This is a genomic window from Paenibacillus sp. Marseille-P2973 (assembly GCF_018101095.1).
GTDB classification, from domain to species: domain Bacteria; phylum Bacillota; class Bacilli; order Paenibacillales; family Paenibacillaceae; genus Fontibacillus; species Fontibacillus vini.
Map to the genome: position 1 here is coordinate 467,764 of NZ_JAGQEH010000002.1, position 22,346 is coordinate 490,109.

The 22,346-nt window shown below is 49.4% G+C and carries 23 protein-coding genes; 5 read left to right on the top strand and 18 right to left on the bottom strand.

The annotated features are described in order from the left end of the window. Positions 1–8: 8 nt before the first annotated feature. From KB559_RS05710 to KB559_RS05735, 6 genes are all read right to left on the bottom strand, one after another. Entirely contained in the window at positions 9–1,112 is a 1,104-nt protein-coding gene (locus tag KB559_RS05710; RefSeq protein ID WP_211020743.1) for an ABC transporter permease, read from the bottom strand. Continuing rightward, positions 1,109–2,386, bottom strand: a complete 1,278-nt coding sequence (locus KB559_RS05715; protein ID WP_211020744.1) for an ABC transporter permease — start codon at positions 2,384–2,386, stop codon at positions 1,109–1,111. Before KB559_RS05715 ends, KB559_RS05710 begins: the two co-directional genes overlap by 4 nt. Positions 2,387–2,398: 12 nt before the next feature. Continuing rightward, entirely contained in the window at positions 2,399–3,331 is a 933-nt protein-coding gene (locus KB559_RS05720) for an ABC transporter ATP-binding protein (RefSeq protein ID WP_211020745.1), read from the bottom strand. Between the two features lie 151 nt (positions 3,332–3,482). Continuing rightward, complete coding sequence (locus tag KB559_RS05725; protein ID WP_211020746.1) at positions 3,483–4,121, bottom strand: response regulator; 639 nt, start codon at positions 4,119–4,121, stop codon at positions 3,483–3,485. Then, the gene (locus KB559_RS05730; RefSeq protein WP_247681592.1) at positions 4,121–5,122 is read right to left on the bottom strand and encodes a sensor histidine kinase; all 1,002 of its coding nucleotides are present in this window, start codon (positions 5,120–5,122) and stop codon (positions 4,121–4,123) included. The genes KB559_RS05725 and KB559_RS05730 overlap by 1 nt, the downstream gene beginning before the upstream one ends. A gap of 326 nt (positions 5,123–5,448) precedes the next feature. After that, the gene (locus KB559_RS05735) at positions 5,449–5,775 is read right to left on the bottom strand and encodes a thioredoxin family protein (RefSeq protein WP_211020748.1); all 327 of its coding nucleotides are present in this window, start codon (positions 5,773–5,775) and stop codon (positions 5,449–5,451) included. A 354-nt stretch (positions 5,776–6,129) separates the two neighbouring features. Here KB559_RS05735 and KB559_RS05740 point away from each other — a divergent pair, with 354 nt between their 5' ends. Continuing rightward, positions 6,130–7,080: a serine hydrolase domain-containing protein gene (locus KB559_RS05740; RefSeq protein ID WP_211020749.1), complete on the top strand. Its 951-nt coding sequence runs from the start codon at positions 6,130–6,132 to the stop codon at positions 7,078–7,080. A 57-nt stretch (positions 7,081–7,137) separates the two neighbouring features. Here the strand turns inward: KB559_RS05740 and KB559_RS05745 are convergent, their stop codons facing one another. Genes KB559_RS05745 through KB559_RS05760 form a run of 4 tightly spaced genes read right to left on the bottom strand, consistent with a single transcriptional unit; the run spans position 7,138 to position 10,255 of the window. Then, the gene (locus KB559_RS05745; RefSeq protein ID WP_211020750.1) at positions 7,138–7,830 is read right to left on the bottom strand and encodes an MOSC domain-containing protein; all 693 of its coding nucleotides are present in this window, start codon (positions 7,828–7,830) and stop codon (positions 7,138–7,140) included. A gap of 11 nt (positions 7,831–7,841) precedes the next feature. Next, complete coding sequence (locus KB559_RS05750) at positions 7,842–8,609, bottom strand: CPBP family intramembrane glutamic endopeptidase (protein ID WP_211020751.1); 768 nt, start codon at positions 8,607–8,609, stop codon at positions 7,842–7,844. A gap of 23 nt (positions 8,610–8,632) precedes the next feature. Then, complete coding sequence (locus KB559_RS05755) at positions 8,633–9,115, bottom strand: hypothetical protein (RefSeq protein WP_211020752.1); 483 nt, start codon at positions 9,113–9,115, stop codon at positions 8,633–8,635. A gap of 60 nt (positions 9,116–9,175) precedes the next feature. Further along, positions 9,176–10,255 (bottom strand): GIY-YIG nuclease family protein, encoded by a 1,080-nt coding sequence (locus KB559_RS05760; protein ID WP_211020753.1) that lies wholly within the window; start codon positions 10,253–10,255, stop codon positions 9,176–9,178. Between the two features lie 134 nt (positions 10,256–10,389). Between KB559_RS05760 and KB559_RS25080 the strand changes: the two genes are divergently transcribed. Beyond that, positions 10,390–11,358 (top strand): M23 family metallopeptidase, encoded by a 969-nt coding sequence (locus KB559_RS25080; protein ID WP_247681594.1) that lies wholly within the window; start codon positions 10,390–10,392, stop codon positions 11,356–11,358. Between the two features lie 4 nt (positions 11,359–11,362). Here KB559_RS25080 and KB559_RS05770 read toward each other — a convergent pair whose 3' ends face one another. Next, positions 11,363–12,382, bottom strand: coding sequence for a phosphotransferase (locus tag KB559_RS05770; protein ID WP_211020754.1), 1,020 nt, complete (start codon positions 12,380–12,382; stop codon positions 11,363–11,365). Positions 12,383–12,541: 159 nt separating this feature from the next. On the opposite strand from KB559_RS05770, the gene KB559_RS05775 reads away from it, so the two are divergent. After that, positions 12,542–12,937 (top strand): DUF2871 domain-containing protein, encoded by a 396-nt coding sequence (locus KB559_RS05775; RefSeq protein ID WP_211020755.1) that lies wholly within the window; start codon positions 12,542–12,544, stop codon positions 12,935–12,937. A 57-nt stretch (positions 12,938–12,994) separates the two neighbouring features. On the opposite strand, the gene KB559_RS05780 is transcribed toward KB559_RS05775, so the two are convergent. From KB559_RS05780 to KB559_RS05795, 4 genes are all read right to left on the bottom strand, one after another. Then, positions 12,995–14,017, bottom strand: a complete 1,023-nt coding sequence (locus KB559_RS05780; RefSeq protein ID WP_211020756.1) for a DNA-methyltransferase — start codon at positions 14,015–14,017, stop codon at positions 12,995–12,997. Then, on the bottom strand, positions 14,002–14,766 hold the full coding sequence (locus KB559_RS05785; protein ID WP_211020757.1) for a hypothetical protein: 765 nt from the start codon (positions 14,764–14,766) through the stop codon (positions 14,002–14,004). Before KB559_RS05785 ends, KB559_RS05780 begins: the two co-directional genes overlap by 16 nt. Positions 14,767–14,828: 62 nt before the next feature. Then, positions 14,829–15,698: an alpha/beta fold hydrolase gene (locus KB559_RS05790; protein ID WP_211020758.1), complete on the bottom strand. Its 870-nt coding sequence runs from the start codon at positions 15,696–15,698 to the stop codon at positions 14,829–14,831. Positions 15,699–15,758: 60 nt separating this feature from the next. Further along, entirely contained in the window at positions 15,759–16,448 is a 690-nt protein-coding gene (locus tag KB559_RS05795) for a FadR/GntR family transcriptional regulator (RefSeq protein WP_211020759.1), read from the bottom strand. A 156-nt stretch (positions 16,449–16,604) separates the two neighbouring features. Between KB559_RS05795 and KB559_RS05800 the strand changes: the two genes are divergently transcribed. Then, positions 16,605–18,017 carry an FAD-binding oxidoreductase gene (locus KB559_RS05800; RefSeq protein ID WP_211020760.1) on the top strand — a complete coding sequence of 471 codons (1,413 nt, stop codon included), beginning with the start codon at positions 16,605–16,607 and terminating at the stop codon, positions 18,015–18,017. Further along, the gene (locus KB559_RS05805) at positions 18,014–19,324 is read left to right on the top strand and encodes a (Fe-S)-binding protein (RefSeq protein ID WP_211020761.1); all 1,311 of its coding nucleotides are present in this window, start codon (positions 18,014–18,016) and stop codon (positions 19,322–19,324) included. The genes KB559_RS05800 and KB559_RS05805 overlap by 4 nt, the downstream gene beginning before the upstream one ends. A gap of 107 nt (positions 19,325–19,431) precedes the next feature. Here KB559_RS05805 and KB559_RS05810 read toward each other — a convergent pair whose 3' ends face one another. Genes KB559_RS05810 through KB559_RS05820 form a run of 3 tightly spaced genes read right to left on the bottom strand, consistent with a single transcriptional unit; the run spans position 19,432 to position 22,345 of the window. After that, entirely contained in the window at positions 19,432–20,448 is a 1,017-nt protein-coding gene (locus tag KB559_RS05810) for a BadF/BadG/BcrA/BcrD ATPase family protein (RefSeq protein WP_247681595.1), read from the bottom strand. Positions 20,449–20,501: 53 nt separating this feature from the next. Further along, on the bottom strand, positions 20,502–21,644 hold the full coding sequence (locus KB559_RS05815; protein WP_211020762.1) for an exo-beta-N-acetylmuramidase NamZ family protein: 1,143 nt from the start codon (positions 21,642–21,644) through the stop codon (positions 20,502–20,504). Then, entirely contained in the window at positions 21,641–22,345 is a 705-nt protein-coding gene (locus KB559_RS05820) for a PIG-L deacetylase family protein (RefSeq protein ID WP_211020763.1), read from the bottom strand. Before KB559_RS05820 ends, KB559_RS05815 begins: the two co-directional genes overlap by 4 nt. Position 22,346 lies beyond the last annotated feature (1 nt).

Here is a 22,346-nt window from a genome sequence, read left to right on the forward strand (position 1 = left end):
TTCTGCAGTCAACCCTTGCGCCGTTCCATTAAATTGATGCCGACTCCCATGCAAATCACGCCGATCATGCTTAGCTTGGCAAGCGGGAGAAAAACATCCGGCCAGCCTGCATCGTAGATCGAGATTTCCACCATCGCATCCACCGCGTGCTTAAGCGGGAGCACTTCTGAAACTAATAACAGAAACTGATTCGTGATCGTGCCCGGGGGCATATAGGCTCCGCTGATCAGCGGCATGATCGGAATGACGGACGGGAAAACCATGTTAAATTGTTCCGGAGTCCGTAAAATTCCGGTAAGCAGCATGGAGAAGGCGACAATCGTCAATGTATACAGCGCCGCTACGATTAGAAGCATACCGAATCGACCGCCCAGATCGAAACCAGCGATATAACGGAATAAAAGGAAAACTGTTACTATTTGTGCAAAACCAATGAGGGAGCTATACATAAGGTGGCCCATATACATTTGCGATTTACGCACAGGTGATAGTATCATCCGGCTCCAAATCCCCGACACCTTTTCCATCGTAATCGAGTTAATTTTATATCCGATCGTGAAGCAAGCCAGGAATAAAGTAAACGTAAACAACAATTGGAGATTCATATCGTATTCAATCAGGTCTTTGCCATCCGGAGTCTGTACCCCAACTGCCAGCGGCGGATTCTCCAGAAAGGATTCCACCCCTTCCCGAAACGCTTTAGCATCATTAGAAAATTGTTCGGCAGCCCGTAACTGAAGCTCCTCCATAAATGCGGAATGAACAATTTGACCCACTAGCTGGACATTTGGATTGTCGATAGAGGCAATGATTCGATAATCTTTCTCCATCAACTGAATCGCCGCATCCGTACGCCCCTCATTTACCTCCGAGCGGGCCTTCCGCTCATCCATCATGATAAATTCAATGGCATCGTTCGCATTAAGAACCTCCAGCCATTCCTCCGCGGTGTCTGCTTCAACACCGGATGCCGGAAAAGCTCCGATCTTTAACTTACTGTCCGCGCTTTGACCGAACAAAAGCGTGGCAATGATACTAAGTCCGCAAAACAGTAGAACCATGAGCGGGGAACGCTTCTCCTTCATCCATTGAGCCATAAACACCGGATTCATTGGACACGCCCCCTTTTTGGAAAGATCCAGACCGCTAATCCAAACGAAATAATTGAAAACGCAGCCAGCTTCAACATCGCATCTGAAAGGTCATTAATTGTTTCCGTCTGAAGCCACTTCAGCAAAACGGACAAACCCAACCCGTTCGGCGTCCATTCGCCGGCCGCTTGCAGCCATTCGGGAAGTACATATACAGGCACAAAGCTGCCTCCGATCGAACCGGCGATAATTACAGCTATAAAACTGATTCCACTTGCCGCCTGATCATCCAAACGAAACACGAGCGCAGTGAACAGGGAGGACAACGCCCCCATGCAAACTGACATCATAATAAGAACTGCAGCCATCCCCGTCCAAAATTGCCATGACCGGTCCGTAAAAATGCCAAAAATAAAGTGCGATAAGAGCAGGACAATCACAAGCTGAGCAAGTGACAAACAAATCGTAGAACTCATCTTCCCCGACAAATAGTTCACCGGTTTAGAGCCGGCAAGCAGAATGCGTTCAAAGGTATGTTCCCGTTTTTCCGCAATTGCTTTTGAGGACACGGTAACGGAAATCATCAGCGCGAAAACAATACTGATCGCCAGAGCGTAATACTGAAAGGAAGTCACTATTTTAACACCGGGTACGATCTCCCGCCCGCCAATTTCGCTGTCGGCCATTAAGCGGTCGGCATCCAAGTCGGGATTCCCGGCTGAAACATGCCGGATCGCAGCCTGTAAATTCAATGTCCTAGTAAAGCTGCCAATGATATCTTTCAACACGTCAACTTGAAGAGAACCGTCATCCGCCGTAATGAGAATCTCCGATCCTTCTCCTTCATTGAGCAGCATTTTATTCAGGACGGCAAACGTGAAACCTTCCGGTATGGTAAATAAGGCATCAATTTGCCCATCTTCTAGCCTGCGGAGCGCTTCCTCGTTATCCAACTCGACCAAGGTAACGATCTCCTTCACGGAATCTTCTTGCAGCACTTGCTTAAAAAGTCCGGCCGGTGCGGATTGTTCCAACTGCTGCCCAAGGAGGTCCTTTGTCTCTTGAGGCAATGTTTGTTGTGACAGCAATTCCCTGATTTGTTGCAAACCGGTCTCCTCGTCATCCAAATTCACGAAGGCCACCTTCATCTGCAAGGATTTCGTCGAATTCTCGACCCATCCGGGCAAGGCTAAACTAAGAACCGTAATGAGAACCATCGGCGTGATCAAGGAGATGATGATCTCCTTCCGATCCCTCCAATATACAAGGAAATCTTTCTTGAAAAATGAAATCAAGCGACTCCCTCCCTAATCTCTCAAAGTTCGTCCGGTCAGATGCAGGAATACATCCTCCAGCGTCGGTGTCTGTACGTGGATATTGATGATTTGCACCCGGTGCCGTTCAGCGGCTTGCACAACTTCGGATAGAAGATGACTCTGCTTGGTAACGATTAACTTTAACCCGCTATCCATCTCTTCTACTTGTCTGACCGGCTCCAGCTCACGAAGTTCCTGAGCTAACTTTTCGTCAGGCTTATCAAGCTGAAGCAGTAACGTATCTTCTCCGGACAGGATGCGGCGCAGTTCTTCGGTTGTGCCGGCCGCGATAATACGTCCGTGATCCATAATGTAGACCCGGCTGCAAAGCTGCTCAACCTCTTCCATATAGTGGCTGGTATACAAAACCGTCGTCCCCTTTTCGCGGTTTAACAGTCTTACCGTCTCCAAAATATGATTGCGGGACTGTGGATCGATCCCCACGGTCGGTTCATCCATGATGACGATTTTAGGATCATGCATCAGGGCTGCAGCTATATTAACCCGTCTCTTCATCCCTCCCGAATAAGTTTTAATCAGCTCTTTCTGCCGGTCTCTCAGGCCTATCACCTCTAACAACTCCTGAATTTTCATTTCCAGTTGTTTACCTTGCAAGCGGTAGATCCGTCCAAAAAACTTCAAATTTTCGTAGGCGCTAAGCGCTTCATAAAGAGCTATCTCCTGAGGTACAACTCCGATAACTTCCCGCAACTGCTGCGGCTTCGCAATGACACTGTTTCCATTCAGCCTTACGTCACCGGAACTCGGTGCCAGCAAGGAGGATATCAACGATATCGTCGTCGATTTTCCCGCTCCGTTCGGTCCCAGCAAGCCGACGGATTCACCTTCATCCAAGTAAAGGCTCACATGATCAACCGCGGTTTTACCTTTGAATACCTTGCGTAATTCTACTGCTTCCAGCATTTCATCATCCTCCCCAAACTGAGCAAGAACCTGTATTAGCTACTCGCAAGTATATATGGAAAAAGACAGTGCTCCCACTGCCCTCCGTCATTCATTCGTTCTATAACCATGACTTGAGTCATGTATGATCCTAGTAACGCTGTCTCGATTTCTATACGACATTGTGGCGAATGGCATAAATGGCCATTTGGGTACGGTCACGCAAATCCAGCTTATCCATGATTTGACTCATATGATTCTTTACGGTTCCTACTGACAAACCAAGCTCCTCCGCGATCTCACGGTTACTGCGGCCTTCTCCCACCAGCTTCAGAATATCAAGCTCACGCGGGGTTATGGATGAATCGACGGCCTTCGCGGATTCCCCCGCTCCCTGCAACAAGCGAGGAATCACTTTTGCCGCGACATCCTCTTGTATCGCCATCCCTCCCGACATACAGCTTCGAATAGAACGTATCAGCGCCTCGGGTTCGGCATCCTTCAGCAAGTATCCGCTCGCCCCGCTTTTTAGAGCCTCCAGGGCATATTCGTCATCGTTAAATGTCGTCAAAATAAGCACCTTCCGGTCAGGCCAACGCTTGCGGATGATTCGCCCGGCCTCCAATCCGCTCATGAACGGCATCTGGATGTCGAGAATGGCAAGATCGAAGAGGTGCCTCTCGCTCAGTTCAAGCGCCTCTTTCCCATTTCCGGCTTCCACGGTTACACACAGTTCAGGGTCCGTCTCAATCATCATTTTCAAGCCTTGTCGAACCATAGCCTGATCCTCGGCAAGCAATATCCTAATCATCAGCTAGTCTCCCCATCGACGGTATGTATTTGGATTCCATTCAGCGGCAATGTGCCGCGTACGATGAAACGGTCACGGTTCGCTATTACTTCAAGTCTTCCGTTACATTTCTCAATTCGCTCCCGCATGGATGTTAATCCGAATCCTTCCCGGAACTTAGCATCCGGCACTCCAGGGTTGCCAATCTCAAACCGGAACACACTGCCCCCTGGCGCCTCGAATATCACTTCGGCCTCCCGCGACCTGCTATGCTTCATAATGTTCGTTAAAGCCTCCTGAACGGCACGATAAACCGCAATAGACTGATTGTTTGAGAGTGGGGCATTGAACGCTCCGTGCTTGACCGTAAAGTGAATTTTGATCATGCTATCCGCTTCGAGTTTACGAATTAATCTCATGATGGCAGGCAATCCGCCGGGCTCGTCGGCTTGCAAAGTTTTGACTGCACTCCTTGTTTCCTGCAGGCTTTCCTGCGCCAGTTGTTTCAGCTTTTGGATATGATTTTGCACCTCCGGCTCCATATCATTACGCATTCGAAATACTTCCAATTGCATGACTAAGGCCGTCAGCTTATGTCCAACGGAATCATGAATATCCCGGCCGACTTGAGCCCGTTCTTCCCGCCGCGCAGATTCCTCATCCGCTGCAATGCGCCGCTTTAATTTTCGATACTCGCTTAACAATGCTTCATTGCGCGCTTCCGTAGATTCAGTCCGCTGCCATAAGGTTCGGAATAGGATGAACGCAAGTATATGTAGAACAGCGTATAGAGCAATATACATAGGAGGTAATGAAGGATAGCCTAAAATGCCGGGGATAAATACGCCTAAGATTTGAGTCATGCCGAGCACGCTCGCATGGATAGATGGTAAGGTGTATACAGCATTTCCCGCGAGCATAGACAGGATCAGAAGTGTATACGGATTGAAGATGCCGTTCATTTCCGGCCATAAAACGATAATAGCCAGCCAAGAACCGGCTATCAGGTTGATCGTCAACAAGATCGGCCTGCTGCGCAGGAGAGGTAATATGAAATATGCCGTAAAAAACAGAGCACTGCCTAAAATTCTCGTAGGTGACACCGAATGATCCGGTGATCCATGCAATAGTCCGCATATCCAGATGAGGCATAGGATACCAAACCATATCCAGTATGTACGCATTGTTAGTCCTCCGGGACACTGTAGAAATAAACCGTTTCCACTATCTAACTAATAATAGTAGTACGCTTGAGTTTACGTCAATCCAATTCCTCAAGGCCCAGTTTCTTCCATAACATCAAAGACCGCCCCGATAAAAGAGGCGGTCCGGTTTGTTTCGTCTTTCATTATTTCTGGGCTTCCAAAGCCTCCAGATATTCGTTCACTTGAGTTGGCGTCTTCGCGAACTTGCTGTGCAAATGCCCAACTTTTTCCCCGTTCTTGTATACCAACAAACTAGGGATCCCACGAACCTCATTGGCTTCCGCAAGCGGTTGGAACTCCTCCGCATCCAATGCGTAAAAGTCCTTGTCGTCATGTTTCTCGATAATGCCCCCGATAAACCGGTCCAGATTTTTGCAATCCGGGCACCATGTCGTATCAAATTTCACTACCGTAAATTGGTCTCTCTGAATCAGTTCATTGAATTGATCTTGCGATTGGATTCTCTCCATCTGTATCCCCTCCTTTACAATACTTATTGTAGCTCACACTGCACTGGTCATTCAATCATTCTTCGCTCCGCAAGTTTACATAGGGTTTGTTGCCCTGCGAAAATTAAAGTAAACTGATCATAATTGAACCGGACAGCATATCGGCAGATTTGAATTAAAGAGGTTGTTCAAAAAGTCATCTTTTGATCACGAAGTACATTAGGTTGCATATCCGACATCGAATCTTGAATTCAGGCGGGCCTTCCGGTGCTCACGTAGGTTTTGCCTACGCTCCGCTCCTCAGTCCCTCCTTCATCCAACCTTCTCGGTGCTGAAAAGCCGACTTTTTGAACACTCATATAAAGGAAGGATCATATGAACTTACAAACACTGACTTCGGGTATTTCCCCTTTGGATCTTAGAAGCTGTTTAATAAGCATAAAAGGCGAAATTATCTATGAGCATTATAGGGATCAGGACACGGCATCGAAAAATGCGAAAACCAATTCATGTACCAAAAGCATATTATCCGCTCTCATCTGTATCGCCATGGATCAGGGGTTGCTTCCGCAAGCCGACACAACGATCAGCACATTTTTTCCGCAGCTTGACGCGAAAGAGGATCCCCGTTACCGGAAAATGACGCTGCATCACCTCTTAACGATGACAGCCGGCTTCGAGTGGACCGAATTTGGCGGCGCTAACTCTTTTCCACGGATGACCCGTACGCCCGATTGGGTACAATTTGTGCTGGATCAACCGCTGCGCGATGCCCCGGGGAGCAGAATGGAGTACAACTCCGGAGTCTCGCAGCTGTTGTCCGCCATTCTCGTACAAGCCTCAGGCATGCCAATAACCCGGTTTGCCGAGATGAATTTGTTCGGTCCGCTCGGCATTGAGTCTTACAAATGGGAACAAGACCCTCAAGGCATTCATACCGGGGGCTTCGGATTATGGCTGCGTCCGTCGGATATGTTGAAATTCGGGCAGCTCTATTTGAACCAGGGTTCATGGGAAAATCAACAACTCATCTCCAAAGACCTGGCCTTACGGTCGGTTCAACCTGCTATTCACGTGGAAGCTCCCCGTCGCGGGGCTTATGGTTGGCACTGGTGGGCGGATTCGTATACCTTGGAAGCGGAGAATACTTCTGAGGCTTCTTTCGATTACTTCTATGCACGGGGGTTCGGAGGGCAATTTATTCATGTCATTCCCTCGCTTGAGATCGTAGTTGTTCTGACCGATGATAAACGAAAAAAAGCGCAATTCCCCGGAGATGTATTCCGGCAGTTCATCGCGCCTTTGCTCCTCCGGCGGGAGCTTTAATTCCGCACCGCCGGACTGTAAACTGGCAGATCGGGCTTCTTACTCCCTTGCCCTTGTCTACTCGATTTGACCGGTCAATCTCTCCCGGTTGCTGTCTTCATGACCTTTGAGCCGTTTCAGAAAAGTAGCTTTCCAGCTTTCCGAGAGTTCCGCTACCTCCAAAATTTTCTTCATGTCCTCGAACCGGTCCTTCCCCTGATGCATGATCCGGTTGGCAAAGGTAAGGGTTATTCCCTGAGGATGGCGCGTTACCAAAGTCAGGCCATCCGTTTGAGATACCATTCCTTCCTTCAGAACCCGGAAGTAAAACCCGGTGAAGCCGGTCTCCTGAATTTGTAGAGGCATATCAGGCGCGCCGTATCTGGCGGATAGTTTGTAACAAGGCTGCCGGGGTTGACTGACCTGAACGGTAGCTTCCCCTAACTGAAATATATCACCGATACAGACCTCGTCTTCCAGCAATCCGCGCGTAGTCAGATTTTCTCCGAATGCTCCGAATTCCAAAGCGGTATTCAATACATTCTCCCAGTGAGAGTAATGCTCGTGCGGATACACGCATACGGCTTTGTCTCGCCCGCCATGATGCACTAAATCCGCCTGCCCGTCCCCATCGAAATTTACCTCCGACAGAAACAACGGTTCAGTGACCGGAATCTTGAAAATCCCGCTCGACACTTCTTTGTTTTGATAAGGCAGCGGTTTAGGCTTACCCGTATTGATGGACACAATTTCATATCTGAAGTCTTTCATCGTTGATCACCTCAAATTTGCAGATTCATGGAACCCGTCTTTTTTCTGTTTATGAAACCGTAAACCAGATAAACACCGTAACACAAGTACAGGATATTCAAAATCGAAACTACAAGCACCTCTTGATCCAAAAGAGCGTTGCTCGTCATTTGAGCGAGCGCATCGAACAAGAAATGGAAAACGATCAAAGGGACAATATTACCGGAGGTTTCGATCAGCAGCGCAAGAATGAAGCCGATCAGCAGGGCATTAATGACTTGCAGAAGGATATATATGATATTGGTACCGTTCAGCGCATTGGCCATATGTAAAATTCCGAAAACCAGAGCTGAGAAAACTATGTAGAACACCCTGCCTTTATGCTGCAGCTTTTCCCGCATAATGCCTCTGAAGACCGACTCTTCCGTGTAACCGACAATCAGCGAAAAGACCAAAATGATGAGAATATCCAAGAACGTTAGTTTCAGATTAAAGCCGCCCATGATCGGCTGAACAACCGCAATAATCAGCAGCGGGATATAATAGAGCGTCGCTTTTCCTTTTCGAAGATCATGTTTGATAAATCCAAAGCTTGCCCAAGTTCTACTTTTCTTGTTCATATACAAGGTCACGATGATCGCCATAATCAAGAAGGCACCGCCCTGGGCAATCATGATCCCTCTGTCCCCGAGCTCCATGATCGTTGCCACCGCAGATGCAGCTGCGACGAGGAAGGTTAATAAAATGCCCAGCATAAGTGAAAATAGAATCGGATGACCTTTTGTCTTCGTTTGTTTCATCTTTTCTCCCCCAGTTATCATTCTTATTTAATAGGAATCTCATATAACGTAATCGCCAATTCAAGGGATTGGGTCAGCTTACGAAGGATTTCATATGCCGGTTCCAGTGACTCTTCGATCCCGCCGACAAACAGATCCAAGTGATATTTCAGAGACGTTCCGAGTTGTCTTCCATGCGGAGAATCCGGCGGCAGGGCAAAAGGTCTTAATTGAATAGCCGTTCCTCCTCTTGCGGAATCCCGAACGAACCAGGCCAGAAATTCAATGGAATGCAAGCTATCCAATGAATAATCGGTCTCCAGCTCAAACTGGATCAATACTTCATTCTCCAATCCGCCGTTGGTCCGCAGAAGGGCTCCATGGGGCAGATGGGCAAACGGAGGAAATCCCAGCATGACCGAATCGATTGGCTCTAAATTGTCTACCCCGCTTTCAATGCCTGTAATTCCTCTTAATTTTAATACCGTGTCATGAAAATCCTGAATTTCGTTCGGATAATGATTCATGTTACCCTCCTTACTAAATTTACCTGTTCTCATTATACATTCAGCAGTCAAGGAAATGATTTACAAGTTAATCAGTGCCTCTTCGATTCCGGCAGTGTCCTGCGAATCTATCCATTCCTGGGGGAGATGGAAGTAATTGCAGGAACTGCCTTGCAGGTAGCTATATATGATTTGAGCTTCATCGATTTCGTCGCGGGTAATGTCACCGGCACAAGCAGCGGCTGTCTCGGGGTCTTCCCTAAAACAGGATAGGATTAGCTCTGTTTGTTCCTTAATCAGTACTTCAGGAGACGGATGAACTTGCAAGTTAAACTTCTTACTAATAAGCACCCGATTTCGTTTAACCAAAAAGAGCTTGACGGTATTATCATCCAATTTTTCAGTAATGACGATGTTTCTATTTTCTTCGGTAAAGCCGATGACCTTTTCCTTATTCAACAGGTAATTTACTGTATCGAGCTGATCCCTGTACTTCGCCGCAGCCTCAAAATCGAATCTCTCGGCAGCGTCCTGCATGCGCTTCACCATTTCCGTATACAACCCTCTGTCAGTACCATCTAACAGGGAAATGAAACGATCCAGGATCTCGTTATATTCCTTGACCTCCGCTTCCCCGCCTGCGCACATTCCCAAACACAAGCCCAGCGAATGGTTCAGACAAGGTGAACCGCTGAAGCCGGATTGATTGCACGCAATTTTAAAGCAATCCCGAATGCCTTGCACCGCCTTTTCGACCGTGTTCCTGTTGGCCGTATAAGGTCCAAAACTGACAGGAGTCTCGTTTGCCGGCAAAACGTTCGTCACTTCAATGCTCCTAAGTCCCTTCCCGGCATGGATCAGGATATAAGTATAACCGAGCGGGTTTTTCATCTTCTTATTATATACGGGCTTGATTTCATGGATTAATTTGCATTCCAGCATAAAGGCTTCAAACTCCGTGTCCGTCACCCTGTACTCCAGATCCTTGATTTGGCTGACCATCCGTTTAACCTTATTGGAATGGGACTTTGATTTATAAAAATACGACTGCACTCTTTGCTTCAGGTTCTTGGATTTGCCGACATAAATAACGCCCCCATGGTAATCTTTCATCAGGTATACCCCCGGTGATGAAGGAAGGCTATTTAATTTGTCTTTCATCGCAGGTTTCCTACTCTCCCAATCAAATCTTTCAGGAACATTATAGCCCCAACCCTATTCCATGAAAAGCAAAAAGGGCCTTTCCATTACCATATTACCGGAAGCTGGTCACCGAACAACTGGGTGATATATTTATGCGGATGCAGGGTTTGCCCCTCTCCTCATCGTCTATCAGTAGTGATAGAGTTTTACATATAACGGACAGGAGTTGTTTCCTACTTATGAAACTACTTAAAAAAATAGGTCTTATGAATGCCGCCATGTTTACCGTTCTTATTTTGACATGGATCTTCGTTTACGCCGGGGCTGGGTTACCGCGCGCCTATGCATGGTTCTCACTCAAAATGGTCATCCCCATTTTAGGTATAGCCTATTTGCTTTTGAATGTTACTCTGTGGGTCATAAATGTCATCAAAAAGAAAAGCACGAAAAAAAGAAGGATCGGCTTCATTGCCGCAATCCTCCTAAGCCTCCATTTGTTATTGCTTATGAACATCATACAATTACCGTACCCGTCACGTATTCAAAATGCTCAGCCCTCGGTTACCGTAAACTGGCCGTTTGCCGGAAAAACAGTTGTCGGTTGGGGTGGTGATTCCCTCAATACGAACTTGCCTCACATCACTTGGGCATCCGAACGCTGGGCCTATGACCTCGTCATGGAGCCTTTCAACACAGGAAGCCACAACCCGGAGGATTACGGAATATGGAATCAAGAAATCCTTTCTCCGGCGTCGGGGATTGTCATTGCCGCCTATGATAAAGAACACGATATAGAGCCGGGGAGCGAGTCATTTCTCTCCATGGAAGGAAATCACGTCTATCTAAAACTCGATGAAACCGGCACCTACTTGCTCCTTAATCATTTGAAACAGAATAGTCTGACAGTCAAAATAGGAGATCATGTACAAACCGGTGATCTTTTAGGACGAGTCGGCAACAGCGGCTCCACCTCGGAACCGCATTTGCATATTCATCATCAGCGCCAAAATCCGGTCTTGACGCCGCATCCCGTATTGGCTGAGGGGCTTCCGCTTTATTTTGAGGGGACGGACACCGTTCCAATGCCGCAAAAAGGAACCGTAGTGAGCCCCTCCTTTTAAACAATTAATCCAATCCTAACCGGTCCAACAAATGTTCCCTTAAGATTTCGCGGATCCAGATTTCATCCCGTTTCAGCTCTTCCAACTCGGCTGCCAGCGATTCAACTTGGGATTTGAGTACTGCGGGGCCGTCCGTCCCTTTCAAATACCGGCTCAGGAAATGAAGAAATACATCCACTTTTCTCAAACGGATAAGGCTCGGAATATTGGCGATTTCTTCGGTTTTTAGACGCAGCCGTTTGCCGAAGCCTTCGCAAAATTGCCGGATATTCTCGCGCTTATCTCCGTAACCAAGCAGATCCGAGATCACGACGGCCGGTTCCATGGCTCTTACGTCTCTTGTACAGAATTCGAAATCCAGCAGCGCAGCGATTTCTTCCGGATGATCCTCATATACCAGCAGATTCGACGGATTTAGATCACCGTGCACCAGTTGATGGGGCAAGTTTCTTAAATCCTCGAGACGGTCGCAGATTTTGTCATAGGCTTCACCCAATACAAGAATAGCGTCATGCTGTTCCCGGAATGCCTCCGGAGGATGCTCGCAAAATTTACGGACCGTTTCGTAATCGCAAATCGGATAAGATTGATGCAGTTCATAGTATGGTCGGTATGAGGGAGCCAAATCGGTATTGACCGTCTTTAAAGCTTCGACCAACTCCGCAGCCGCTTGTCCAAATGAATGGGCAGCGACAAATCCCTCATGCTGCGGTCGTACTCCCTCGATATATTCGAACAGGCAAGCAAACCGGCCGCTGCCGTCTTCCATCCGGATAATGCTGTCCCCTTCCGGCGTTCTAACGGGAAAAGGGACCTGGAAGCTGAGCGGGATCTCCTGCAGGCGAGCCAGTATTTCGTGCTCAAACTCTATTTTCTCGCGGTCCCGATGAGTCTCGTAAATCCGCAGCACACAGTTGCGTCCTTTATTTTCAATATAACGGGTTGTATTGTTCCAGCCGCTATCGCCTTCCTTGATGGGTCCTTTCCATCCCGGCCAAAACTGCCTTACCATCGATTCAGACATCCTTTAATCCTCTCCCGGCATAATCAAAGTAATGTTTATACTTCTCTATTATCGCAAATTACGGCGCAACCTCCAAATGTAATCATCCGTTCATATTCCGTTCTTATTTGCTTGCTATGCTTGGATCAAGAAGAAATTCAAGAAGGGGACAGATGCGACATGAAAAAACTATATTACGCCTCATTTTTTTACGCCATTCTCGGTTTGCTCGCAGGAATATCCTACCGCGAAATTACGAAGCACAGTGATTTTACCGGCGATACGATCCTGGTTGCGCTTCATACGCATATTCTAGTGCTGGGATTTTTGTTCTTCCTCATAACCTTGATCTTAGGCAAACTTTTTCAAGTCCATGAGGCCAAATCTTTTAACGCCTGGTATATCGTATATAATTTAGGCCTGTTGATTACGATCGGGGCCATGGCGACCCGCGGGATGCTGCAAATTAACGGAACCGATATCAGCTTCCTGCCGCATATCGCCGGACTCGGTCATACGATTCTGGGCGCCGGGTTCGTGTGGCTCCTGATTCTGCTTGGCAAACGGGTAAAATAATCTAACAGATCAAAAAGGGTCTTCCGGTTCATTTCATTCCGGAAGGCCCTTTTCTGTTCACAAAAACTCAAGTTGCTCCACCTGCTCCGTTCCCTGCTTATCACTCCGGATTTTCAAATGCTGCTTATTGGCAGGCTTCGGATTTTGTCGGACCAGGCTCTCCAGCTCCTTCAATTCCTCGGCATCCATCTTATGTCCATACTTCTCCTTGACCGAATCGACGAAGGTATCCAGCGAACCCCGATGATGCTCCAAAAACCATTCGATATGATTGCGGATATACTCCCGGCGGATTTCTCGTTCATTCAGGTCGTTGGGAACCCGCTCGAACCGGTCGTCGATACTGTCGAACCCGTTAAACTCCAGATTCAGCCGCTCGCTCGCCATTTCGATATATTCCCGGTTGATGTCGATACCGATACCGTTTCTGCCGGTTTGCTGACAAACCCGAAGCGCGGTCCCGCTTCCCACGAACGGATCGAGCACCGTATCCCCTTCTTTCGAACTGGCCAGGATCATCCTTTCAAATAAGCCCTCCGGCTTCTGGGTCGGATGGGGCTGACGGCTCGTCTGACAATAATGCACATGACTGAATTCCCATACATTCCCCGGATTCGCCCCCCGCATGTTGTTGATGCTTCGATAATATTTTTGCGGCACACGAACCTGGTCCAGATAAAAGTTAAACTTCTTACTCTTCGTAAACATGAGAATATCGTCATGGCGCGGACTGAAGCCCTTCGTCTTTCCGATCCCCTGGGTATAATACCAGGTAATCCACGAGTTGAACTCGAAGCCGAGCTCCCTTTCCAGAATGGCATAGATATAAGAAATGTATCTTACACCCATGAACACGTAGATCGTCCCGTCTTTTTTCAGAATCCGTTTAGCTTCGGTTAGCCATGCTCTGGAGAAATCCAGATATTCGTCAAATTCCAGATTGTCCTTCGTATTTCCATAGTCTTTGGAAAGGTTATAGGGCGGGTCCGTCACGATGAGATCTACGGATTCGGGCTCCATCTCTCTCATAACCTGCAAGCTGTCTCCGCAAATGGCATCCAGTCTCAGTTCTTTATCCATTTGAATTTCGTGGCCTCCCTGTACCAGTCGTCCATCGTTCTGCGGGAACTGCGCAAATATTTGGCGTCCAGCAGTTGGCAAAATTCCCAGGTCGTTCTGTGCTGGTAAGTGATGTAGTGGATATCCTTAATCTGAATTTGTCCGGAGCCGAGCGCAGGATTATAGCTAATATCCCCATCGCTGATAAATTTGAGATCATAGGCGTTATAATCGGTGATTTCCATAATGCCATCCATCAGGAACGTCTCTTCATTTCTGACCGAGTACACTTTGTGCTTCAGACTTAGAATGATGAACATAAAATCCGGGTCATCCACATAAGCGGTTCTAATTCGTGAAAAAGACGTAATATTCGGCCCTCGGCCCGATTTTGGTATGTCCCCGGCGGTTGCCTTCACGTCAACGTTTCCTGTATAAACCGTTTCGTCCTGTTTGAATTGCAGCACGATATCCGCCATCCCGAGCCGGGGCTGCGCATCGACATTAATAAGATGATACGGATTGTTCAGGTCGTCACGGACATCCGTAAAAATTTCCGCTGCCCACGCTTCGATCATCGGACCGGCGATTTTATTAATATTTTCAAGAGGCAAGCCCAGCTTCAGACTCGTATTCAGAACGATTTTGTTCGTGTTCTTCTCGATGCTGTCCGCTATAACCGCCTCGATATTTTTGACGACGAAGTTCGATTGCTCTTCATAGTCGGGACTTTCCTGGGGGATTTTAAATGTCATGTCCTCGTATTCCATCTTGTCAGTCTCCTTCTCCATGGTCACTCTTTAGTGTAACATGAAGGCGGAAAAGAACAAGATTATGAACCTTGGCCGTTCAAGGAACAAAGCCATTCCTTAAGCTCGGCATCGAATAGCTCCGGCTCCTCCATCATCGGATTATGTCCGCTGCGGTCAAACAACACTTTGCGGATATTGGGGTATTTATCCTCCACCCCATCCCACAAAGTATACGGACCCACGAGATAATCATGCCGGCCGAGAGCTAAAAAGACTGGAGTATGTAATTCGCCTAGACGTTTCCGAAGATCCAGCTGCGCGAAAGCTTCGCCCCATAGAGTATCAAGGATCGGCATATTCGTATATACTCCATCCCACATAGAAGTAGCGTCAAAGTCGTAATCAAAAAAGCTGTGCGCTCCAAACCGGATACACATATGGGCAAATCGCCTTTCAGGCTCGCGTTCGATATCAGCAGGTAAGAGAGCGAATTCTTGTTCAAACCGGTGCTTGCGTTCAGAGGATGCGGTCTGCTCAAAAAAATCAATGCTTTGTTGCTGCCTCTCAGCACTATTGCTGGTGGCGGTATTCAGCAGCACGACTTGCCGGACCTCAGCCGGATATTTGAGCGCATACTCCACGGCAAGGAATGCGTTACCCGAATGCCCGGCGATAACGAAATCCGACAGCCCCAAAGCCTGGCGGATCTGTTCGATATCGTCCAGCACCCGATTCAGCAGATCCTCTGGTGCCATAAGCTCCGTGTCCGCTGGAGACGGGGCATGACCCCGGTGATCGATAAATATCAGCTTCAAGCTATTTCTGAGCTCTTTAGAAAACAAACGGGAATAGTAGACCGCGCTTCCGATGACCATCACCGGGACGCCTTCTCCCTCTATGAGATAGGTCAACGGATAACCGTCAATTGTAATTGTTCCTTGATTCTCCATAATTCATTTCCCCTTCGTCAATTCAATTACACCGCATAAATTTATAGCCACATCATCTGCTCAAATTTTCATGCCGCTCATCATTTCTTTCCCGGCTTTGGCCAAATGAAGCTTCATAATTTTAGCGGCATCACTTTTGTTTTGGTCCGCTATGGCCTGGAACATTTGCTGATGCTCCTGGAACAAACGGCGGGCGGATTCCTGCTCACTGAACATCCATAAGCTACGGGTATCCCGCATCGTGCGGAACATCATGTCGGAGACGCTTTCCATCATCCCTTCCAGCATTTTATTTTGCGCTGCTCTCGCAATGGCAAGATGAAAATTCACGTCATAGATCTGGCTCATTTCTTCATTTCCTATAGCGTCTTCCATATGGCGGACAATCGCACCCAGCTCCTCCAGATCCTTATCGGTCCGAAACTCAGCCGCCAGTTCGATACTTCCCACCTCCACGATTTTACGCACCTGAAGCAACTGAATCAGCTCTTGCCGATCATTGATCTTCCGCGATTGGATCGATTCCAGCGCCTGTGCCTTCACGAAGGTGCCGCCGCCTTGTTTCGTTTCGATCAGGCCCCGGGCTTTCAAATGACTGATTGCTTCTCGTACCGTAGAACGTCCTACGCGATACCGGACCGCCATATTCTCGATCGTGTCGAGCTTTTCCCCCGGCTTAACCAGACCGGATTCAATAATTCTCTGCAATTCCTCGGTTACGATATCTACATTTTTTTTACTTAAATCCATCGTTATAGTTCCTTTCCGGCTGTTCCCTATAAGTAATAAAAATTTTAAATAACTATCTATACAATCCCTTTAAATAATGGTAAAGTGAGTTCAAATTCATCAGATGACCTGTTTAATCAAGACTTATTCTATCATTATCCGGGAGGGAATGTACAGATGATCACACCGGAAATCAGAAGCAAGCTTGTCTCCATCTCAGGAGAATCGTGGGTTCGGGATACTCCGAACGAGCTATATGCCTATTCCTATGACGCCACCCCTATGTTTCAGTCCATGCCCGAGGCGGTCGTTCATCCAGCCAATACCCGTGAGGTTTCCGAAATTCTCCGGCTGGCCGACGAACATCGCATACCCGTCATTCCGCGGGGTTCCGGCACCAATCTTGCCGCAAGCACCATTCCGGTTGAAGGCGGAATCGTCCTCAATTTGAACCGTCTTAATCAAATTCATGAAATCGACGTTAAAAATATGACCGCGACCGTCGGACCTGGCGTGATCACCGCCGATTTCCATCAAGCCGTGGAAAGTCTTGGCCTGTTCTATCCGCCGGATCCCGGAAGTATGCGAATATCCACGCTTGGCGGAAATGTAGCACAATGCGCTGGGGGCATGCGCGGCCTGAAATACGGAGTGACCAAGGACTATGTCATGGGTCTCGAATATGTGCTGCCGTCCGGGGAAATTATGCGTTGCGGCGGGAAAAACGTCAAGGACGTTGCCGGCTATGATTTAACCCGGCTGCTGGTCGGCTCCGAAGGAACGCTTGCCGTCATTACTGAGATTACATTGAAGCTCATTCCTTTGCCGGAAAGTAAACGCACACTAGTGGCTTATTTTACGACTCTGGTAGACGCAGCCAAAACGGTCGAAAATGTAATCGCTTCCAGGATTATTCCGGCTACCATGGAATTCATGGACCAAGGAACGATGCAGGTCGTCGATGACTTTGCCAAGCTGGGGCTTCCGCTCCACATGAAATCCATGTTATTGATTGAACAGGACGGTCCTGAGGAGCTTGTCGGGCGCGATATTGCCAGAATCGCCGAAATTGCAGCCTTAAACGGAGCCGCAAGCGTTGAGATCGCCGCTACCCCGGAGGAGGGAGCAAAGCTGCTGACAGCAAGGCGGGCGGCTTTGTCCGCTCTGTCGCGTCTGAAACCGACGACGATTATGGAGGATGCCACCGTCCCCCGCTCCCGCCTTGCCGATATCGTCGCCGAGGTGGAACGGGTTGCGGTGAAGTACGGACTGCAAATTTGCACCTTCGGCCATGCCGGAGACGGAAATCTACATCCAACCTGCATGACCGATGAGCGAAACCCCGAGGAAATTGCCCGGGTGGAATTGGCGTTTGAAGAGATTTTCCGCGCTTCCATTTCATTTGGGGGAACGATAACCGGCGAACACGGCGTCGGACTCGCCAAAATGAAGTACCTTCATCTGAAGACCGGCGAAGCCGGAATCGAATTGATGCAACGGATCAAAGAGGCTTTTGATCCCCATCAGATTATGAACCCCGGCAAAATCTTCGCGCGCAGCGAACGCCGCAGACTGGTGGTGAAGAGATGAACACAGATCATAAAGACACCTCCGGAACCGGCCCTGTCCTTGCAAAGTTCAATATGGACGAAATCTTGAACTGCATGCACTGCGGTTTCTGTCTTCCCGCTTGTCCGACATATGCTCAAACCGGACTGGAAACGTATAGCCCCCGGGGGCGCATTGCCTTGATGAAGGGGGTAGCAAGCGGGCAACTGCCCGTTGACGCGGAGTTTGAGCACAACATGAACGCCTGTCTGGGCTGCCGGGCCTGCGAGACGGCATGTCCCGCTGGCGTCCCATATGGCGGACTGCTCGAAACAGCCCGCGAAGTCGTGCAGGACCATCATCATACTGCCGGGAAACCGTCGGCGGTTAGAAGCCTGGTGTTCCGGCATCTGTTCCCTTATCCCAAACGGGTCAAGCGGCTCGGGACTTTGCTTTGGAGCGCACAGGCCTTGGGTCTGCAAAAGCTTGCAAGCCGCACGGGGCTGATCCGGGTGTTACCCGGGCCGATGGCGGAAATGCAGCAGGCCGTTTCCCGCGTCGCTTCGCCATGGAAACGGTCCAAACGCCAAACCGTGATGCCGGCGGAAACACCAAAGACGTTGACCGTCGGCCTGTTCACAGGTTGTCTCATGGATATGTTATTTTATGAGACAAATGAAGCCACGGCGCGTCTCCTGACGAAGGCCGGCTGCGATGTCGTGTTCATAAAGGATCAAGGCTGCTGCGGGGCCATGCATGCCCATTCCGGCGAAATGGCCGGCGCCAAGGAGCTTGCTAAAGCAAACATCGAGGCCTTCGAGCGCTCCGGCATCGATTACCTCGTCAACAATGCCGGGGGCTGCGGAGCGGCCTTGAAAGAATACGGCCATTGGTTCCGGGGCGATCCGGCCTGGGAAGAACGGGCGAATCGATTTGCGTTCGCGAACCGCGACGCTTCGGAAATTTTGGCGGAGCTGCCGCCGCTGTCCTTCACCAAACCGGTCCCTGCGCGGGTTACTTACCAGGACTCCTGTCATCTTGCTCATGGCCAAGGCATACGCACCCAGCCCCGGGAGCTGCTGCGCAGCATTCCCGGTCTCGACCTGATAGAAATGAGGCAGGCCGACAGCTGCTGCGGCTCGGCCGGCACATATAATCTGACCCAATATGAGATGTCCATGCAAATATTGGACGGTAAAATGGTTCATGCCGAAGCAACGCAAGCACGCATCATCGTCACTTCCAATCCCGGCTGCCTGCTGCAAATGAAGCAAGGCATTATCCGCGCAGGCTTGGAGGATCGAATGGAAGCCGTGCATATCATGGATTTGTTGAATCGAGCCTTGTAAGACACAATCCTTGATTAGCGGCCACACCTTCAGCCACTTAATAACGAACTAAAGCCGCCTTTCCGGTACGTCCGAAAAAGACGGCTTTTTATTGAAGTTTATATTATTTATTTCAAGCTCAAGGCCATCATCGCTGCACCCCATGCCGCATCATGCCGCGGCAAATCCATGTCCAGGCGCGGATAACGCCGGGCCAGTCTTTCACGCAATGCGGACTGCACATACGTATTGTGCAGCAGCACGCTGCCGGCGAATGCGAGCCGGCCCTCCTGCAAGGATAGCCGTTCGGCCACCGGCACCACCAGCTCGGACAAAGACTCCGCGCTGGAGTGAGCGATGCCGATCGCCGCATCATCGCCAAGGGCGCAAGCTTCGTTCAGAAGCGGGGCTAACGCGGCGATGTCTCTCTTGTTTCGGTTCTTGTCATAAACGTAACCCACCAACACCCGCACAGGATCGGAATCCTCCGGAATCCGAAGCTGTCTTGTGACCATTCCTTCAAGCAAAGTCGGAGGAACCCGTCCATCATGTGCCTTGACGACGGCACTAAGTATCTCCCGGCCAATGCTGTAGCCGCTCCCCTCATCGTCAATGAGGTGGCCGAAGCCGCCGGTACGGTGAGAAATCCCCCGCTCGTTCACTCCGTAGCAGATCGAGCCGGTGCCTGCGATCAGAATCATGCCGTACGGATTCTCCAACGCGCCGTAGAGAGCCGCCTCATGATCGCCGACCAAGGTCAGTCCGGCGTGATAGCCGCTCTCTCTGACCGCATTCGTCAATCGCGCTCTCGCTTCCGGATGGCTGATGCCCGCCGCACCGATGCAAATATGCACGCAATGCTCCAAGCCACCGCAAAGTTTCGAGATGGATGACAGAATCTCGAGCAAATTTTGGCGCACCCGTTCGTGATCCTCTCCGTTGAGGTTCAAAGCGCCAGAAGTAAAGGCGTTGAGTACCTTTCCCTGATCGTCTGCGACCACTACGTTCGTTTTGGTGCCGCCTCCATCCAAACCCGCTACATATTTCACGGCATGCTCAGGTTGGGGATTTATCTTTATATCACCGTTCGATTCCATCTTCCCTTCTCCAGGGGTAGAGCCGCTGGCATCTATCCCGTCTCTCATCGCCGCTCCCCCTTCCAGAGGTTGTTCAAAAAGTCGACTTTTTGAACACACAGTTAATATAGATGATACTTCTTCTTTTCCAGGGAAAAGATCCGGCTCTCCTCACGGAATGATTCCAATAACTCCGGCAAATCCATGGTCCCTTCCCTATACAGCCAATCTCCGCACAACAGATCGATAAACGGGCGGGAATTGGCCCGGATTGGAGGCAAATAGCTAAATTCCGGATAGTTCCGCTTGATCGTATACATCAGAGTTACTCCGGTTTCTACGGCATGAAACGCCCGGAGATCCGTCACATAAAGCTGAACGCCTCCGCATAGCTCCCCTTGGAACTTGGACGTCGTCGGCGTAAAATAAACCGGGCGAAACTTTACTCCAGACAGATCCAAGCCATTCATTTCGTCCGCCAGACGCTCCGGTTCGATAAACGGAGCCCCGATCATTTCAAACGGGAACGTCGTACCCCGTCCCTCCGACAAATTAGTCCCCTCAAACAGGCAGGTGCCTCCGTACAGCAAGGCGGTTTCAAATCGTGGAATATTCAGCGATGGATGTATCCACATCCGTCCGGTCTCCGGAAAGAGCTGGCTTCGCTCCCACCCCTTGCAAGGAACGACATGTAAATCGGCATTCCAGCCCATCCTGTCATTCGCCATCCCGGCGACTTCGCCGGGCGTTAATCCGTATCGCACGCAAAGCGGGAAGTTCCCTATAAAAGATTCATAGCCCGGTTTGAGCACATTGCCTTCCACCGTGACGCCGTCCAACGGATTGATGCGGTCAAGAACAACGAACGGTTTGCCGGCTTGAGCACAATCCTCTAACGCATACAGCATCGAATAAATAAAAGTATAATAACGCACGCCCACATCCTGAATATCGTAGACTACCAGGTCTACCTCGTCCAGCATTTCCGGCGTCATCCGTTTGGAATCCTTACGGTACATGCTGTAGACCGGTACTCCGGTGAGCGGATCCCGATAGGTCTCCACCTCCGCCCCGGCGGCCAGATTCCCCCGGACTCCATGCTCCGGCGAAAACAATGCCGCCAAACGAAAGTTATCCTTGAAAATTTGAATCGTGGATACAAGGTCGGCGGTGAGTCCGGTGGGAGCGGTGATCAGACCGATCTTTTTGCCTTTGAACAACCGGGAATAGTCTACGATACGGTCAGCCCCGTTTTCAACTCTCATAATTCGGTCTTTAGGACGCGCATCGTTTCCGCCGGAATCATAAATGTTTCAGCATACGTTTTCCGCGCCTCGATCCCGCGGACTCTAGCCAGATGCTTGTAATACTCCAGATAAGGGAACGACTTGCTCCCGGTCACGAACCAGTGCCGGGACACCGCCTTCACCCACAGATCATAAGCCTCCTGGTCGAAATCGATATATACGTACGGTTTGTAATCCACCGCATCCTCCCAATTTTCCGCATAATACAGCCTGGAAGCGAAATGTGCAGGGTTTTCCCGTTCAAAAGAAGCAAGGCCGGCAAAAAAACGCGCGTCATTCACAATAAGATGCGTCGTCATATGGTCTTTGTGCATGCTGTTTTTGAAGTGAGTTATGATGACATTTGGCCGCACTTTACGGATAACATCGCAGACCCGGTATCGCATGTCCTCGTTGTTGGCCAACTCTCCGTCGGGAATGTCGAACACGATCGATTCGCCGCCGAGCATTTCCGCGAATTCCGCGGCCTCGGACACTTTCTGTTTGCGGTATTCCTTCATATCCTGCCCGGCCGGAACGCCTCTTTCCCCCGCCGTAAGCGCAAGTGTCACGATCTTGTCGCCTTTAAGCGAGTGGGAAGCCAGCACCCCGCCAGCCGTCAATTCCATATCCCCTACATGTCCTCCGATTGCCAATATCGTCAATGGTTGTTCACTCATC

Coding starts and splice junctions, on each gene's coding strand:
- KB559_RS05775 (WP_211020755.1), top strand. CDS start 12,542: ATGAAAAAACTATATTACGCCTCATTTTTTTACGCCATTCTCGGTTTG.
- KB559_RS05745 (WP_211020750.1), bottom strand. CDS start 7,830: ATGAAAGACTTCAGATATGAAATTGTGTCCATCAATACGGGTAAGCCT.
- KB559_RS05800 (WP_211020760.1), top strand. CDS start 16,605: ATGATCACACCGGAAATCAGAAGCAAGCTTGTCTCCATCTCAGGAGAA.
- KB559_RS05755 (WP_211020752.1), bottom strand. CDS start 9,115: ATGAATCATTATCCGAACGAAATTCAGGATTTTCATGACACGGTATTA.
- KB559_RS05780 (WP_211020756.1), bottom strand. CDS start 14,017: ATGGATAAAGAACTGAGACTGGATGCCATTTGCGGAGACAGCTTGCAG.
- KB559_RS05820 (WP_211020763.1), bottom strand. CDS start 22,345: ATGAGTGAACAACCATTGACGATATTGGCAATCGGAGGACATGTAGGG.
- KB559_RS05720 (WP_211020745.1), bottom strand. CDS start 3,331: ATGCTGGAAGCAGTAGAATTACGCAAGGTATTCAAAGGTAAAACCGCG.
- KB559_RS05770 (WP_211020754.1), bottom strand. CDS start 12,382: ATGTCTGAATCGATGGTAAGGCAGTTTTGGCCGGGATGGAAAGGACCC.
- KB559_RS05810 (WP_247681595.1), bottom strand. CDS start 20,448: ATGAGAGACGGGATAGATGCCAGCGGCTCTACCCCTGGAGAAGGGAAG.
- KB559_RS25080 (WP_247681594.1), top strand. CDS start 10,390: ATGCGGATGCAGGGTTTGCCCCTCTCCTCATCGTCTATCAGTAGTGAT.
- KB559_RS05735 (WP_211020748.1), bottom strand. CDS start 5,775: ATGGAGAGAATCCAATCGCAAGATCAATTCAATGAACTGATTCAGAGA.
- KB559_RS05805 (WP_211020761.1), top strand. CDS start 18,014: ATGAACACAGATCATAAAGACACCTCCGGAACCGGCCCTGTCCTTGCA.
- KB559_RS05710 (WP_211020743.1), bottom strand. CDS start 1,112: ATGAATCCGGTGTTTATGGCTCAATGGATGAAGGAGAAGCGTTCCCCG.
- KB559_RS05790 (WP_211020758.1), bottom strand. CDS start 15,698: ATGGAGAATCAAGGAACAATTACAATTGACGGTTATCCGTTGACCTAT.
- KB559_RS05760 (WP_211020753.1), bottom strand. CDS start 10,255: ATGAAAGACAAATTAAATAGCCTTCCTTCATCACCGGGGGTATACCTG.
- KB559_RS05750 (WP_211020751.1), bottom strand. CDS start 8,609: ATGAAACAAACGAAGACAAAAGGTCATCCGATTCTATTTTCACTTATG.
- KB559_RS05725 (WP_211020746.1), bottom strand. CDS start 4,121: ATGATTAGGATATTGCTTGCCGAGGATCAGGCTATGGTTCGACAAGGC.
- KB559_RS05815 (WP_211020762.1), bottom strand. CDS start 21,644: ATGAGAGTTGAAAACGGGGCTGACCGTATCGTAGACTATTCCCGGTTG.
- KB559_RS05740 (WP_211020749.1), top strand. CDS start 6,130: ATGAACTTACAAACACTGACTTCGGGTATTTCCCCTTTGGATCTTAGA.
- KB559_RS05795 (WP_211020759.1), bottom strand. CDS start 16,448: ATGGATTTAAGTAAAAAAAATGTAGATATCGTAACCGAGGAATTGCAG.
- KB559_RS05785 (WP_211020757.1), bottom strand. CDS start 14,766: ATGGAATACGAGGACATGACATTTAAAATCCCCCAGGAAAGTCCCGAC.